14 protein-coding genes are annotated in these 15,807 nt (G+C 68.2%); 5 read left to right on the plus strand and 9 right to left on the minus strand.

The features are described from left to right. Positions 1–19: 19 nt before the first annotated feature. From H7J86_RS26715 to H7J86_RS26735, 5 genes are read right to left on the minus strand one after another with little or no spacing between them, the layout of a single operon-like run. Complete coding sequence (locus tag H7J86_RS26715; protein WP_267294684.1) at positions 20–1,984, minus strand: ArnT family glycosyltransferase; 1,965 nt, start codon at positions 1,982–1,984, stop codon at positions 20–22. Between the two features lie 28 nt (positions 1,985–2,012). Further along, positions 2,013–3,236 (minus strand): bifunctional glycosyltransferase family 2/GtrA family protein, encoded by a 1,224-nt coding sequence (locus H7J86_RS26720; RefSeq protein ID WP_267294686.1) that lies wholly within the window; start codon positions 3,234–3,236, stop codon positions 2,013–2,015. Positions 3,237–3,291: 55 nt separating this feature from the next. Beyond that, positions 3,292–5,121, minus strand: coding sequence for an ArnT family glycosyltransferase (locus H7J86_RS26725; RefSeq protein ID WP_267294911.1), 1,830 nt, complete (start codon positions 5,119–5,121; stop codon positions 3,292–3,294). Positions 5,122–5,171: 50 nt separating this feature from the next. After that, entirely contained in the window at positions 5,172–6,698 is a 1,527-nt protein-coding gene (locus tag H7J86_RS26730; protein WP_090364074.1) for a sensor histidine kinase, read from the minus strand. Positions 6,699–6,741: 43 nt separating this feature from the next. After that, positions 6,742–7,446, minus strand: coding sequence for a response regulator transcription factor (locus H7J86_RS26735; protein WP_167164388.1), 705 nt, complete (start codon positions 7,444–7,446; stop codon positions 6,742–6,744). Between the two features lie 224 nt (positions 7,447–7,670). On the opposite strand from H7J86_RS26735, the gene H7J86_RS26740 reads away from it, so the two are divergent. Beyond that, a complete protein-coding gene (locus H7J86_RS26740; protein ID WP_187096538.1) occupies positions 7,671–8,177 on the plus strand; it encodes a hypothetical protein in 507 nt (168 codons plus the stop codon). Here the strand turns inward: H7J86_RS26740 and H7J86_RS26745 are convergent. The 3 genes from H7J86_RS26745 to H7J86_RS26755 all read right to left on the minus strand — a co-directional run bounded on the left by H7J86_RS26745 (position 8,174) and on the right by H7J86_RS26755 (position 9,008). Then, the gene (locus H7J86_RS26745; RefSeq protein ID WP_090364076.1) at positions 8,174–8,425 is read right to left on the minus strand and encodes a hypothetical protein; all 252 of its coding nucleotides are present in this window, start codon (positions 8,423–8,425) and stop codon (positions 8,174–8,176) included. The genes H7J86_RS26740 and H7J86_RS26745 overlap by 4 nt on opposite strands. A gap of 45 nt (positions 8,426–8,470) precedes the next feature. After that, positions 8,471–8,704 (minus strand): hypothetical protein, encoded by a 234-nt coding sequence (locus H7J86_RS26750; protein WP_090363990.1) that lies wholly within the window; start codon positions 8,702–8,704, stop codon positions 8,471–8,473. Between the two features lie 82 nt (positions 8,705–8,786). After that, positions 8,787–9,008, minus strand: a complete 222-nt coding sequence (locus tag H7J86_RS26755) for a hypothetical protein (protein WP_139170267.1) — start codon at positions 9,006–9,008, stop codon at positions 8,787–8,789. A gap of 115 nt (positions 9,009–9,123) precedes the next feature. On the opposite strand from H7J86_RS26755, the gene H7J86_RS26760 reads away from it, so the two are divergent. The 4 genes from H7J86_RS26760 to H7J86_RS26775 are packed head-to-tail and all read left to right on the plus strand — an operon-like array spanning position 9,124 to position 14,528. Next, positions 9,124–10,101, plus strand: coding sequence for an ABC transporter permease (locus H7J86_RS26760; RefSeq protein ID WP_187096539.1), 978 nt, complete (start codon positions 9,124–9,126; stop codon positions 10,099–10,101). A gap of 8 nt (positions 10,102–10,109) precedes the next feature. Beyond that, the gene (locus H7J86_RS26765) at positions 10,110–11,015 is read left to right on the plus strand and encodes an ABC transporter permease (protein WP_372517335.1); all 906 of its coding nucleotides are present in this window, start codon (positions 10,110–10,112) and stop codon (positions 11,013–11,015) included. Then, the gene (locus tag H7J86_RS26770; protein WP_267294690.1) at positions 11,012–12,862 is read left to right on the plus strand and encodes a dipeptide ABC transporter ATP-binding protein; all 1,851 of its coding nucleotides are present in this window, start codon (positions 11,012–11,014) and stop codon (positions 12,860–12,862) included. Before H7J86_RS26765 ends, H7J86_RS26770 begins: the two co-directional genes overlap by 4 nt. Then, entirely contained in the window at positions 12,849–14,528 is a 1,680-nt protein-coding gene (locus H7J86_RS26775) for an ABC transporter family substrate-binding protein (RefSeq protein WP_267294692.1), read from the plus strand. Before H7J86_RS26770 ends, H7J86_RS26775 begins: the two co-directional genes overlap by 14 nt. Here the strand turns inward: H7J86_RS26775 and H7J86_RS26780 are convergent. After that, positions 14,515–15,756 carry an alpha/beta hydrolase gene (locus H7J86_RS26780; protein ID WP_267294694.1) on the minus strand — a complete coding sequence of 414 codons (1,242 nt, stop codon included), beginning with the start codon at positions 15,754–15,756 and terminating at the stop codon, positions 14,515–14,517. The genes H7J86_RS26775 and H7J86_RS26780 overlap by 14 nt on opposite strands. Between the last annotated feature and the right edge of the window lie 51 nt (positions 15,757–15,807).

Below are 15,807 nucleotides of genomic sequence, written 5' to 3' on the forward strand. Positions count from 1 at the left end.
AATCCAGCACGCCAGGAGATCAGGCGACCGGTTTACTCAAGTCGTAGACAGTGGTGCCACCCACATCGAGCTTGGTGTAGTGCTGCTGCACCCACGCCGAGATCTGGGCACCCGCGCTGTGACTGTCCGAACCCGGTCCGCCGTGCCCGCCCGGGCCGCGGTCGCCGACGATGAAGTACCGCACCTGGCCGTCGGTCACGTCATGCTGGAACTGCTCCAGCGTGGGCGAATTGTCACCACCGGCGAATCCACCGATGGACATGATCGACGCTCCGGTTCTCAGTTCCAGACCGCCGGCCTGCATCGAGCCGATCGTCGCTGCGGCCCAACGGTTGTCGAGCCCGGTGATCAGCTTCTCCAGCGCGGCGTCATCGGTCTTCTTGTCCCGGTCCCCGGGCGGACCGAAGGGGAAGTCGCCGCCGGCGCGGGCCGGGCCCGAACTCGGCATCGGCCCACCGGAATGCGTGCCTGCCACCGTCGCGATGGAATACGCCGCACTACCGGCGAAGCCGAGCAGCAGGGCCGCCGCGGCCACCACCAGGGTGGCCTTGCCCAGCTTGTGCGCGCCCACCGCCAGCACCGCGGCCACCAGGACCGAGCCGATCAGGATGACCCAGCGCAGCGCGGGGAACCAGTCGGGGGTGCGGTTGAGCAGGATGAAGGTCCACACCCCGGTGCCGGCCAGCATGACCGTCAGCACCAGCCTCGGGGCCAGGAACTGCCGCCCATGCCACAGCTCGGCCACCGCGATACCCAACAGCGCGGCCACCGCCGGGGCCAGCGCCACCGCGTAGTACGGGTGCACGGTGCCGTCCATATAGCTGAACACCGCACCGGTGACGAACAACCAACCGCCCCAGAGGATCAGGCTGGCACGGACCTTACCGGTGCGCGGACTGCGCCGGGTGAACCACAGCCCGGCGGCCAGCCCGATCAGCGCGGCGGGCAGCAGCCAGGACACCTCGGTGCCCATGAAGTCGTTGAACAACCGGCCGATCCCCGGCTGGCCGCCGAAGAACACGTTGCGGCCACCTTCGCCGCCGGGCCCACCCGGGAAATGTCCACCGCCACCGGGCTGATTGTTACCGGTGATCCGCTGAATGCCGTTGTAGCCGAACGCAAGCTGCAGCAGGCTGTTGTCGGTCGAACCGGCGATATAGGGCCGGGCATCGGCGGGCCACAGGCTGACCAGCGCGATATACCAACCGGCGGAGAACGCCATCGCCACCACACCCACGGCCAGCGCACCCACCCGCTTGCCCACGGTCGCGCCGCCGGCGATCAGGAAGGCGATGCCCAGGCCGGGCAGCACCAGGAACGCCTGCAGCATCTTCGTCAGGAACGCGAAACCGACAGCGCAGCCGGTCAGCGCCATCCATGTGGTCATGGCGCCCGCCGAAACCGCGCCGATGGCCCGCACCGTGCAGTACGCCGCGATCACCAGCAGCAGCACCAGCAGCGCGTCGGGATTGTTGTAGCGGAACATCGACGTCGCCACCGGGGTCAGGGCCAGCGCGGTGCCGGCGATCAGACCCGCACCCGGCCCGCTGCATCGCCGCACCGTCGCGTAGAGCACCGCCACCGCGGCCACACCCATCAGGGCCTGTGGCAGCAACATGGTGAACTCGCTGAATCCGAACAGTCTGCCCGACAGCCCCATCACCCACATCGCCGCGGGCGGCTTGTCCACCGTGATGGCGTTGCCTGCGTCAAAGGAGCCGAACAACAACGCTTTCCACGACTGCGTGCCGGCCTGCGCCGCGGCGGCGTAGTAGCTGTTGGCCCAGCCGTTGGAACCGAGGCCCCAGAGATAGAGCACCGCGGTGGTGGCCAGCAGGGCCAGCAGCCCGGGCCGTTCCCAGGGGGCCTGCGTCCCATCACCCAGCAGCAGCCGGGCTCCCCTGCCGCGCGTGCCGGGGGCCGTGTTGATGGCGATCTTCCCCGCCGCTTCGGCATCCGCCTGCCGGGAATCGGTCACAGTCATCTCAGTCCTTCGGGTATCGGTATCTCGTTCAGGAGGCACGGCGCGGATGAAACACCCAGCCGCGCAGCAGCACGAAGCGGACCGCGGTGGCCACCAGATTGGCCAGCACCAGGACGGTCAGTTCGACCAGCTTGTGTGGCTGTCCGACGAAGGCGTGCAACCCGGCCAGCGATCCGCTGGTGATGGCCAGCGCGATGCCGAACACGATCAGGCCCTCGAACTGATGCCGCGCCGCGCCGGCGCCGCGCACCCCGAAGGTGAAACGGCGATTGGCGGCGGTGTTGGCGACCGCGGTCACCAGCAGCGCCACCAGATTGGCGGCCTGGGCGCCGATCGAGGCGTGCAGCGCCATGAACAGCAGCAGGTAGGCGATGGTGGAGGCGACACCGACCGTGCCGAACCGCACCACCTGGCGCAGCAGCGAGCGCGGTGCCGCGGCACGGCGTGAACCCAGCTGGGCGGCAATGGTATTGATCGGGATGGAGCCGTTGGCGAAACCGCGCAGCAAGCGGCCCACCCCTTTCAGGTCGGCGGTCGCGGTGGCGATGATGTCGACCCGGCTGTCGGGGTCGTCCACCCAGTCCACCGGCACCTCGTGGATGCGCAGGCCGGTGCGCTCGGCCAGCACCAGCAGCTCGGTGTCGAAGAACCATCCGGTGTCCTCGACATAGGGCAGCAGCTCGCGGGCCACGTCGGCGCGGATCGCCTTGAAGCCGCACTGGGCGTCGGAGAAGCCGGCCGCCAGGGTGGACTTCAGGATCAGGTTGTAGCAGCGGGAGATGATCTCGCGCTTGGGGCCGCGCACCACGCGTGCGTTGCGGGCCAGGCGGGTGCCGATCGCCAGGTCGGAATGACCGGAGATGAGCGGAGCCACCAGGGGAGCCAGTGCGGCCAGGTCGGTGGACAGGTCGACGTCCATATAGGCCAGCACCGGCGAATCGGACTGCGACCACACCTGGTGCAGGGCACGGCCGCGGCCCTTCTGCTCCAGCCGGACCACCCGTACCTCGTCGAGTTCGGCGGCCAGCTCGGCGGCGATCCGCGGGGTGTCGTCGATGCTGGCGTTGTCGGCGATGGTGATGCGCACCGGATAGGGGAAGTTCTCCTGCAGGTGACGGTGCAACCGACGGACCGAGTTGGCCAGCGCCGCCTGTTCGTTGTACACCGGCACCACCACGTCGACCACCGGAACGGCGAGCGAGCGAGCGACCTGTACGGCGTTGGGCCGCGCGGCGAAGGCGATGTCTGTCATGAGTCCATACTTGGGTGTCGGGGTGTGTCGGCCGTGGGCGCAAGCTATGCGAAACCTATGAATGCGGCGGAGCGGTCAGGTCGTAGACCGTCACACCGGCCACGGGCACCGCGGTGAAGTGGCTCTGCACCCAGGACGCGATATCCGCAGCCTCCCGGCTGCCGCTGGTCTCGGACCGCCAGTTGCCCATCATCACGGCGTGGATGAAGTAGTGAATCTTCTTGTCCGACACCAGTTTCTGGAACTCCTGCAGGGTCGGCGCCGGATCGGTGCCGTTGAAACCGCCGACCGCCATCACGGGCGCACCGGTGGCCAGTTGATAGCCGGCCGCGTTGGTGGAGCCGACGGTGGCGGCCACCCAGGTGTAATCGTCGGCGTTGGCGCTCAACAGGGCCGTCAGCGCGGGTTTGGGGGTGGGAGTGTCGAACGGGCCGCCCCCACCAGCACCGAAACCGCCACCGAAGCCGCGCCCCGGCCCCACCGAGGGGATGGCCCCGCTGTGCGGGCCGGCCGCGGTGGCGACGGCGTATGCCCCGGGGCCGGCCAGGCAGGCCGTCACCGCCAGCGCAGCGGCGACGCCGGCCACCGCTCGTGGCAGCCGGCCGGACACCAGGATCAGCACCGCAGCGCCGATCCCGGCGACCGCCACGACCGCGCGCAGCCACGGCATCCAGTCGGCTTGCCGGCCCAGCAGCACCGCCGCCAGCACCGCGGTGACGAGCACCGTGCCGGCCAGCGCAGTCGCACATCTCAGGTCGGATCGCCGCTGCCACAACATGCTCACCCCGATGCCCACGCACGCACCGATGGCGGGCGCGAGCGCCACCGTGTAGTAGGGGTGCAGGATGCCGTTCGCGTAGCTGAACACCATGGCCGTCACCACCAGCCAGCCACCCCACAAGATCAGGGCGGCGCGCGTGGCATCGGTGCGGGGTGCACGCCGGGTCAACACCAGGCCGGCGCCCAGGCAGACCAGCGCGGCGGGCAGCAGCCACGCGATATGGGTGCCCATCTGGGAGCCCAGCAGCCGGCCCCAGCCCACATCGTGGTTCATGTTGCCCAGTCCGCCGACCTCGTCACCGGTCAACCGGCCCAGGCCGTTGTAGCCCAGCGCCAGTTCGATGATGCTGTCGTGTTGGGAGCCCCCGATATAGGGCCGGGACGCGGACGGCCACAGTTCGACCAGCAGTAAGTACCAGCCGCCGGACAGCACCAGGGCCACGATGCCCCCGACCAGGCGCCACAGCCGGGTGCGCAGCGGGGCGGCCGCACAGATCAGATAGGCCGCGGCGAAAGCCGGCAGCACCAGGAACGCCTGCAGCATCTTGGCCAGGAACGCGAACCCGGCGGCCACGCCCACCGCGACCATCCACCAGCGGCTGCTGCCCGGCTCGCATGCCCGCTGCACGCAATACGCGCCCACCACCAGCAACAGCACCAGTAGCGCGTCGGGGTTGTTGAACCGGAAGATCAGGGCCGCCGCGGGGGTCAGCGCCAGGATCGCACCGGCCAGCAGAGCGGCACCGGGCCCGGCAGCCCGGCGCACCGCGGCGTACAAGAAGCCCACCGCGGCTATGCCTTCGAGGGCTTGAGGCAGCAGCACACTCCACGGGTGCAAGCCGAACAGCCGCACCGAGATGTCCATCAGCCAGAGCGCCGCCGGGGTCTTGTCGACGGTGATGGCGTTGGCGGCGTCGCTGGATCCGAACAGCATGGCGGTCCAGTCGCTCGCGCCGGCCTGCACCGCAGCGGAGTAGAAGCCGTTGGCCCACCCGCTGATCGACAGGTTCCACAGGTACAGCACCGCCGTCCCGGCAAGGAGCACCGCCAGGGCGGCGCGTTCCCTCACCGCGATCCGGCGGGCGGTCGATGCGGGCACGGGCACAGCTACCTCGGGCAGTACGGCGGTCACCTGATCGATCCTCACAACCCGCGCTACGTGGCGGTTTTGTCGGCGCTGTGCGTTACCTGTGACTCACCTCGGGGCAGCGTGACGACGAACTCGGTATCGCCCGGCGCGCTGCGCAGGTCGATACGCCCGCCGTGCGCCCGGATCACGGCGGCCACGATCGCCAGACCCAACCCGGTGCTGCCCATCCGCCGCGATCGCGACGAATCCCCGCGCGCGAACCGTTCGAAGACCTCCGGCTGCAGTTTCGCCGGGATGCCCGGCCCATCGTCGGCCACGGTCAGTTGCACGTCGCCGTCGGGCAGCACGCTCAGCGAGGTGACCACCGAGGTGCCCGCCGGGGTGTGCGTGCGGGCGTTGCCCAACAGATTGGCCAACGCCTGGTGCAGCCGGGCATGGTCGCCGACCAGCAGCACCGGCTCCTCGGGCAGGTCCAGCGACCACACGTGATCCGGGCCGGTGGCGTGCGCGTCGCTGACGGCATCGACCACCAGCTGCGACATGTCGACCTGGGCGCGTTCCAGCGGGCGCCCCTCGTCCAGGCGGGCCAGCAGCAGCATGTCCTCCACCAGCGTGGTCATCCGCTGGGCTTCGGACTCGACCCGACTCACCGCGTGCGCGACATCGGCCGGCAGATCGTCACGCTTGCGCTGGGCGAGTTCGGTGTAACCCCGGATTGCTGCGAGCGGGGTCCTCAACTCATGGCTGGCGTCCGAGACGAACTGGCGCACCCGCGTCTCGCTGGCATGGCGGGCCGACAGCGCGCCGGCGATCCGGTCCAGCATCCGGTTCAGCGCCGACCCGAGCTGACCCACCTCGGTGTGGACGGTGTCGGGGTCGACCGGGACGATCGGGGTGGGCAGATTGACCTCGCCGCGGTCCAGTTCCAGATCGGCCACATCGCGGGCCGCCGCCGACAGCCGCGACAGCGGTGCCAGTTGCCGGCGGATGATCCAGATACAGGCGATGATGGCCCCGGCCAGCGCGATCGCGGCGACGACACAGAACATCGCGAGCACCCAGAGCAGGGTGTCGTCGACCACGGTGGTGGGCAGGCCGACCACGATCACCCGGCCACTGCGGTGCGCATGCAGGGCGAGCACCCGGTAAGACCCCAGACCATCCAGGTGCATGGCGACCGGGGTGCGCGTCGGCGGGACGGCGGCCAATTGAGCGGCCGCGGTGGAACTGATATCGGCGGTGGTCCCCTCCGAGGTGATCACCCCGGCGTCGAGGGATCCGTCGTGCCCGATGACCATGCCGACGGTGCGGATCGCCTGACCGGGCGCATTCAGGAACCCCGGGCCGGGCCCGGCCTCCGGGTCGAACCGGAATGCGGGCGGCCCACCGCTGTGCTGCGGGCCGTCCAACGGCGGCCCCGGCCCGAACGGGGGCGGTGGCAGGTCGACGATGCCCGCGGAACGGCGGGCGGCTTCCAGGAGCTGGGTGTCGAGCTGGTGCATGAGGAATCGCTGCAACGCGAACTCGGTGGCGACGCCGATGCCGACACACAGCAGCGCCAGCAGCGTGACCTGGGTGACCAGCAGCCGCATGCGCAGCGACCAGGTGCGTGGTGCCAGGACGCGGCTTCTCACCTCAGCGCGGGGGGCGCAGGACGTAGCCGGCGCCGCGGAGGGTGTGGATCATCGGTTCGCGGCCGCTGTCGATCTTCTTACGAAGGTAGGACACATACAGTTCGACGATATTGGACCGGCCGCCGAAGTCGTAGCTCCACACGCGGTCCAGGATCTGCGCTTTGCTCAGCACCCGCTTCGCGTTGCGCATCATGAACCGCAGCAGCTCGAACTCGGTCGCGGTCAGCGAAATGGGATCGCCGCCCCGGGTGACCTCATGGCTGTCCTCATCGAGCACCAGATCACCCACCACGATCTGCGCACCGCCGGCTTCGTTGGCCACCCCGGTGCGGCGCAGCAGCGCACGCAACCGCAGGACGACCTCTTCCAGGCTGAAGGGTTTGGTGACGTAGTCGTCGCCGCCCGCGGTGAGGCCGGCGATCCGGTCCTCCACCGAGTCCTTGGCGGTGAGCAACAGCAGCGGCAGTCCGGGCTGCTGGTCGCGAAGCTTGCGCAGGACGTCCAGGCCACTCATGTCCGGCAGCATGACGTCGAGCACGACGACGTCGGGCGGGTTCTCCTTGGCGAGTTCGATGGCGCTCGCACCGTCGCCGGCGGTCTCGATATCCCAGCCCTCATAGCGAAGGGCCATCGACACCAGTTCGGCGAGCACCGGCTCGTCGTCGACGACGAGAACGTTGATCGGCTTTCCGTCAGCCCGCCGCATCACGACGCGCGCCGGATCTGACTCGGATCCCGATCCGCTAGACATTCCGCTTGCCTGCCCGTTCGCCAGCCCATTGGTCACCGTGGTCACACTGTTCAGTATTCAAACAAGTAATGGGCTGGCACTGTGCCGTTCCTATGCGCAATCTATGAATATTGCGAGTTCTATCCACAACCGTCTCGTCTCACAGCGTGCACATAGGGATTCCCGTCACAGTGGCGGACATGAGCGTGGAAGAACAACCCTGGGGCCGGCCCCAGGAACACCGCTGGGGTAAACGCGAGACCATCGCCGCGGTCGGCGTGGCCGTGGTGATCGGCGCCCTGGGCGGCGGGGCGGTCTACGCGGCGACCGACAGCGGTGGCCGTGGCGGGGGTTTCGGTGGATTCCCGGGTGGCCCGCCTCCCGGCGCGGAACCGTTCGGCGGAGGGCCGGGCCGGTCCGGGACGGGTCACGTCGCGACGGATCCGGCGACGCTGCACGGCGAGTTCGTGGTCCCCGACGGCAACGGCGGGTTTCAGACCGACATCGTCCAGGTGGGCACGGTCACCGCCGTGTCGGCCACGTCGATCACCGCTCGCAGCGACGACGGGTTCACCAGCACCTACGTCATCCCGCCGACAGCGGCAGACAGCAGCGTGCCGTTCACGGTCAATCAGAAGGTGAGCATCCGCGCCACCCGGACCGGTGACACCAGATCGATCACCACGATCGGCGCAGCCGATCACTAGTGCGGGACGGCGAATCCCGAGGGTGTGGTGAAGGTGACCGGCGGCTCGTTGACGGTCGGTTCCGGCGATTGCACCGCGGTGGTCTCGGTGACGGTCTCCCCGAGGGTGGCCGGCGTCGTCGTGACCGGTCCCGGCGGCGCCGGGTCCGCACGGCTGACCTCGCTGCCTGCCACGGACAGCACACCCATCGCGAGGACGGCCCCGAGCCCGGCGGCCGCGGACAGCAATTTCACTCTGGCGGTATCCATGGCTTCGGGGTAGCCGACAAGCTGCTCCACGAAACCTGGAGATCATCAGCCCTGTGGATCGGCGTTGGGCGCCTCACCCGGGTAAAGCGGCACCTTGCCACGGATCGCCGGCACGGCCATCGTGGTCGCCTCGACTGTCGGGACCACCGACGTGGTCGCCGCCCCGTCATCGGATGGACCTGCCGCCCCCGCCACCGGCATCGTCGTGGCCGTGATGATCCCGCACACCAAGAGCGCGGCCGTGGCGAGACAACCGATCAGCATGATTGTCAGTTTCATGCGTTCCAGCGAACGCCGCCGAGCTGGATAGGGGCTGGCCAGCCGGTATGAGATACCTCGATATGACTGCGCTGTGCAGCAGCTACTTGGCGGGGCCCTTGATGGCGGGCACCGCGCGGGCCACCTCGGGTGTGGACGGCGGAGTCGGCTCCAATGTCGTGGTGACGCCGATCTGCATCGTGTTCGCCGCCATCGGTGCACTGGAATGGGCGAACAGCGCGCCGAGCACGCCGATCGCCACCAGGGCGCCCGCGCCGACGGCGGCGGCGAACATTTGAATCTTCCGGGGAGTTGTTGAATTCATGCTGTGAGAGTGAATCCCACGACACTGTGAGAAAGCTGACGCGTGCATGTCAATTCGCCGGTAACGGGCTTGTGGCGCGGTCATCTCCTACCCTGTGCCTCATGCAGGAGGTTCGATGACGCGGTTTCTGGCGCGACGATTGCTCAACTACATCGTGCTGCTGTTGTTGGCGTCCTTCCTGGCGTTCACGCTGGCTTCCCTGACGTTCAGACCGCTGGAGAGTCTGCAGCAGCGCAACCCCCGCCCACCACAGGCGGTGATCGACGCCAAGGCCGCCGAACTGAATCTCGACCAGCCGATCCCGGCGCGGTATGCCACCTGGCTGGTGGGCACCGTGCACGGCGACTTCGGTAAGACGGTGACCGGCCAACCGGTGAGCGACGAGCTGGGGCGCCGAGTGGGGGTCAGCCTGCGGCTGGTGGTCATCGGCTCGGTCGTCGGCGCGATCCTGGGCGTGGTGGTGGGCGCGTGGGGCGCCATTCGGCAGTACCGGCTCTCCGACCGCGTCATCACCGCGCTGTCGCTGCTGATCATCAGCACGCCCACGTTCGTCATCGCCAGCCTGTTGATACTCGTTGCGCTGCGGGTGAATTCGGTGCTGGGTGTGCAGCTCTTCGAATACACCGGCGAAACCTCGCCCGATGCGATCGGCGGCGGCTGGAACATCTTCGTCGACCGGATCCAGCATCTGGTGCTCCCGACACTGACGCTCGCGCTGGGGTCGATCGCGGGGTTCAGCCGGTATCAGCGCAACGCGATGCTCGACGTCCTCGGCCAGGACTTCATCCGGACCGCCCGGGCCAAGGGGCTGACCCGGCGGCAGGCGCTGGTCAAGCACGGGCTGCGGACGGCGCTGATCCCGATGGCCACCCTGTTCGCCTACGGTGTCGGCGGTCTGGTCACCGGAGCGGTGTTCGTCGAGAAGATCTTCGGCTGGCACGGCATGGGTGAATGGTTCGTCCAGGGGCTGGCCTCGCAGGACACCAATATCATCGTCGCGATGACGGTGTTCTCCGGCGCGACGGTACTGCTGGCCGGCGTACTGTCCGACGTGATCCTCGCGGCGCTCGATCCCCGGGTTCGAATCCGATGAGCGAACCCATGTCGACCACAGCCAAATCCGGTGTGGACGTCCAGACCTTCGCGTCCCGGCGCACCCTGGTGTGGCGACGGTTCGTACGCAACCGGCCCGCCATGGTGGCACTCGCCGTGCTGTGCCTCCTCTTCGTCGGCTGTTACGCGCTGCCCCCGCTGCTGCCCTACAGCTACACCGATCTGGACTACTACGCCCTGCAGACCCCGCCGAGCCCCAAACACTGGTTCGGCACCAACGCCCTGGGCCAGGATCTGTTCGCGCTGACGTTGCGGGGAATGCAGAAGTCGATGCTGATCGGGCTGTGCGTGGCCCTGATCTCGACGTTCATCGCCGCCGTCGTCGGCGCGATCGCCGGCTACTTCGGCGGCTGGCGCGACCGCGCGTTGATGTGGGTCGTCGACTTGCTGTTGGTGGTGCCGAGCTTCCTGCTGATCGCCATCGCCACCAGGAACACCAACGGCTCTGGGGCACTGCTCGTGCTGATCGTGCTGCTGGCCGTCTTCTCCTGGATGATCAGTTCACGCATGGTGCGCGGCCTCACCATGAGCCTGCGTGAGCGCGAATTCGTGACCGCAGCAAGGTATATGGGTGTCAGCAACACCCGCATCATCGCCCGGCACGTGCTGCCCAACGTGGCCTCGATCCTGATCATCGACACCACGCTCAACGTCGGTGTCGCGATCCTCGCCGAAACCGGATTGAGCTTCCTCGGGTTCGGCGTGCGCGCCCCCGACGTGTCACTGGGCACCCTGATCGCCGACGGCACCCCGTCGGCCACCACCTTCCCCTGGGTGTTCCTGTTCCCGGCGGGCGTGCTGATCCTGATCGTGATGTGCGCCAACCTCGCCGGGGACGCGTTACGTGATGCGGTGGACCCCGGATCGCGCCGGCTGCGGGGGCGTGCCAAGTGAGCCTGCTGGAGGTCCGCGACCTGACCGTCTCCTTCCCCACCGACACCGAATGGGTGTCCGCGGTGCGCGGGGTGTCCTTCGATATCACCCCGCGTGAAGTCGTGGCCCTGGTCGGCGAATCGGGTGCCGGGAAGTCGGCGAGCGCGATGGCCGTCGTCGGCCTGCTTCCCGAGTACGCCGAGGTGTCCGGCTCGGTGCGCCTGCACGGTGAGGAACTGCTGACCCTCGACGACGACCAGCTGTCGAAGATCCGGGGCCGTTCCATCGGGACGGTGTTCCAGGATCCGATGTCGGCGCTCACGCCGGTGTACACCGTCGGTGACCAGATCGCCGAGGCGCTGCGTATCCACCAGCCCGGCCTGGACCGCCGCAAGGCCCGGACCCGGGCGGTCGAACTGCTGGAGTTGGTGGGCATCACCAACCCCGGCCAGCGGGCCCGGGCGTTTCCGCACGAACTGTCCGGTGGCGAACGCCAGCGCGTGGTGATCGCCATCGCGATCGCCAACGATCCGGATCTCATCATCTGCGACGAGCCCACCACCGCCTTGGATGTCACCGTTCAGGCCCAGATCCTGGACCTGCTGCGCACGGCCCGCGATGTCACCGGCGCCGGCGTGCTGATCATCACCCATGATCTGGGGGTGGTAGCCGAGTTCGCCGACCGGGCGCTGGTGATGTACGCCGGCGCGGTGGTCGAAAGCGCTTCGGTGTCAGAGTTTTACGAGAACCGCGCGATGCCCTACACCGCCGGTCTGCTCGGCTCGGTACCTCGGCTGGACGCACCCCGCGGCCGGCGACTGGTGCCGATCCTCGGCGCCCCGCCGTCGATGGCCGCGCTGCCCCCGGGATGCCCGTTCGCACCTCGCTGCCCACTGGCCACCGAGGACTGCACCGCCGCCGAACCGCCGCTGCTCCAGATCGGCCCCGGGCACAGCGCGGCATGCATCCACACCGACGCGGTGATCGGCCGTAGCGCGGCCGAGATCTACGGCGTGCGTACCGAACCCGAGAACGCCGAGGTGACGGACACCCCGCCGGTGGTATTGCGGGTCCGCGATCTGGTCAAGACCTATCCCCTGACGAAAGGCGTGCTGCTGCGCCGTCAGGTCGGCGAGGTGCGGGCCGTCGACGGTATCAGCTTCGAACTGCGCGAGGGTCGCACCCTGGGCATCGTCGGCGAATCGGGATCGGGCAAATCGACCACGCTGCACCAGATTCTGGAACTCACCGCGCCGCAGTCGGGTTCGATCGAGGTGCTCGGCACTGATGTCGCGACGCTCGACCGCAGCACCCGGCGGCGCCTGCGCACCGACCTGCAGGTGGTGTTCCAAGACCCGGTCGCCGCCCTGGACCCGCGCCTGCCGGTCTCGGATGTCCTGGCGGAACCGTTGTCCGCCAATGGTTTCGACAAGGTCGATATCGCAACCCGGACGGCCGAACTGCTCACCACGGTCGGATTGCGCCCCGAGGACGCCGGCCGCTACCCCGCCGAGTTCTCCGGCGGGCAGAAACAGCGCATCGGTATCGCCCGGGCACTCGCGCTGCAGCCCAAGATCCTGGCCCTCGATGAGCCGGTGTCGGCGCTGGACGTGTCCATCCAGGCCGGCATCATCAACCTGCTGCTGGATCTGCAACAGCAGTTCGGGCTGTCGTATCTGTTCGTCTCGCACGACCTGTCGGTGGTCAAACATCTGGCCCACGACGTGGTCGTCATGCATCGGGGTGTCGTTGTCGAACAAGGCCCGGCCGAAGAGGTGCTGACCGCACCGCAGCACGAGTACACCCGGCGGTTACTCGCCGCAGTCCCGCAACCTGAGGATAAAGTCGATCGCCATGAAGATCCGTAGCCTGACTTACGGGCTGGCTTCCGTCACGTTCGCCGTCGCACTCGTCCTCTCCGGCTGTTCCAGCGGAGACCAGAGCATCCCGCCGATCGGCGGTGACGCCACGGTGGGCACCACCAATGACATGAACCCGCAGGACCCCAACACCCTGCAGCAGGGCGGTAACCTGCGACTCGCGCTGCCCGCGATGCCGGCCAACTTCAACCCGCTGAGTATCGACAGTGAGGGAACCGGCGCCGCCATGCTGCGCGCCACCCTGCCGCGCGCCTTCACCATCGCTCCCGATGGCTCGCCGTCGGTGAACCCCGACTACTTCACCAGCGTGGAACTCACCAGCGAGAACCCGCAGGTGGTCACCTACACCATCAATCCCAAGGCAGTGTGGACCGACGGCACGCCGATCACCTGGGAGGACCTCGCCTCACAGATCCAGGCCACCAATGGCAAGGACAAGCGCTACCGGATCTCGAGCTCAGCCGGTCAAGACCGGGTCGCCTCGGTGACCCGCGGTGTCGACGACCGACAGGCTGTAGTGACGTTCTCGGCGCATTACACCGACTGGAAGGGCATGTTCGCGGGCAACACCACGCTGCAGCCCAAGAAGATGACCGAGAACCCGGAGGTCTTCAACAACGGGCAACTCAACGGGCCCGGCCCGTCGGCAGGGCCGTTCATGATCTCCAATATCGACCGCACCGCCCAGCGCATCACGCTGGTGCGCAATCCGAAATGGTGGGGCGCCACCCCGCGACTGGACAGCATCACCTACCTGGTGCTCGATGACGCAGCCTTGGTCCCTGCCCTGCAGAACAACACCATCGATGCCACCGCTGTCGCGTCCCTCGACGAGCTGCAGATCGTGCGCAACACCCCCGGCATCGCGGTCCGGCGGGCATCGGCGCCGTATTGGTACCACTTCACCTTCAACGGCGCGCCGGGATCGATCCTGGCCGATCCTGCGTTGCGCGTGGCGGTCGCCAAGGGTATCGACCGCCAGGCCATCGCCAACGTCACCCAGCGCGGCCTGGTGGACAATCCGACCCCGCTGAACAACCACGTCTTCGTCGCCGGCCAAGAGGGTTACCAGGACAACAGCGCGGTGGTGGCCTTCGACCCGGAGAAGGCCAAGGCCGAGCTGGACGTCCTGGGCTGGAAGATGAACGGCCAGTTCCGCGAGAAGGACGGCAAGCAGCTGGTGATCCGCGATGTGTTCTACGACTCCAAGAGCACCCGGCAGATCGCCCAGCTGGCGCAGAACAGCCTGGCGCAGATCGGCGTGAACCTGCAGCTGGAGGCCAAACCGGGCGACCGGTTCTTCACCGACTACATCACCGTGGGCAATTTCGACATCGCTCAGTTCGCCTGGCAGGCAGACGCCTTCGCGCTGTGCTGCCTGACCCAGATCTACACCACCGGCGCCGAGAGCAACTTCGGCAAGATCAGCACCCCCGAGATCGACGCCAAGGCTGACCAAGTACTCAACGAACTGGATGCCACCAAGGCGCGTGACCTGGCCAACGAGGCGGACAAGCTCATCTTTGCCGAGGGGTTCAGCCTGCCGCTGTTCCAGACCGCCGGCAACGTCGCGGTCCGCAGCACCCTGGCCAACTTCGGCGCGGCGGGCCTGGGCGACGTGAACTACACCGCCATCGGGTTCATGAAGTCCTGACGCCCTCGACCCAGGGCGGCACCGCCGACTCGGCCAGCGTGGCCGCGGTGAGCGCGGACATCGCAAGGCGCAGAACCACTTTGGCGGGTAACGCATCGAGTTCGGCGGCACGGTCGGGCAGGATGTCCGCCGCACCCGCGCGCACGGCGGCGACGATCGCCAGTGCCGCCCGCTCACGCACGTCGAGCACACTGTGCCCGGCACTGGGCAGCTCGACGAGCACCGCACCGGGGATCAGTTCGGCGATCCTGCGGGCCACCGCGGGCGGGGTGACCAGATCGCGACCACCCGAGACGACCACCGTCGGCCAGCCGAACCTCGGCATCTCGGCGGTCAGATCGAAGGGTTCACTCTCGAACGCCTCGTGCTCGGGGTTGTGCTCGGCGATACCGACCGATGGGTCCAGCGGCAGACCGTCGGGCACGCCCGCGAAGTTGAGCTCCCGGAAGGCGATCCGATTGACCAGATCCTCCTCGTGCCGAAACGGCGACGCGTGGTGCGGGATACGCCGCATCAGATTGAGCCCCGACCAGACCCAGGTCCGCCCACTGGACAGCAGCTCGATCTGCCGGCCCAGCAGCGCAGCTCCGCCATAGCCGTACAGCGCACCTGCCAGCTGACCCGCAGAGTCGGTGAGCACGCCGTCGTCGAACAGTTTGCGCACCTTGGGCGCCAAATCGGCAGTCTGCGGATCGGTGCCGTCGAGCAGCAGGCCGCGGATCGCCGCGCGCATGTAGTCGATATCGCTCGCGGACAGCAGGGGTGAATCGAGCACCATCTGCGCCACCCGGTGCGGATGCCGCACGCCGAACCCGGCGGCCAAGTACGTGCCGTACGAGGTGCCGTACATGATCGCCGAGCCGACCCCGGCGTCATCGAGCACGGCGGCGATATCGTCGACCACCTGCTCGACGCTCATCGCCTCCGGCGGCAGGTCCGCACCCGTGTCGTCGTGCCGCGACAACCCCACCCCGCGGTGCTCGATCATGATCACGTCCAGCCCGGCGGCGGCTGCGTGCCGGCGCAGCCCCCGGTAGGACGCCACCGAAGCCATCCCCGGGCCACCGGGAATGATGACCAGCGGATGCGCCGATTTCAGGCCGGTCCGCACGTAGTAGAGGTCGAATTCGCCGGGATGTCCGGGGGCGATCGGCCGGCGCACGGCGCGCACACCAGGCAGTGCGGCGAGCTTGGCATGGGCTCGACAGCGCTTGGCGGTCATGGTCATCGTTTCTCATTGTGCCCTGCCGCAGCTCTTAGGTTCGCGGTGATCGCAAGC

Source organism: Mycobacterium hackensackense, from assembly GCF_025822555.1.
GTDB lineage: Bacteria > Actinomycetota > Actinomycetes > Mycobacteriales > Mycobacteriaceae > Mycobacterium > Mycobacterium fluoranthenivorans.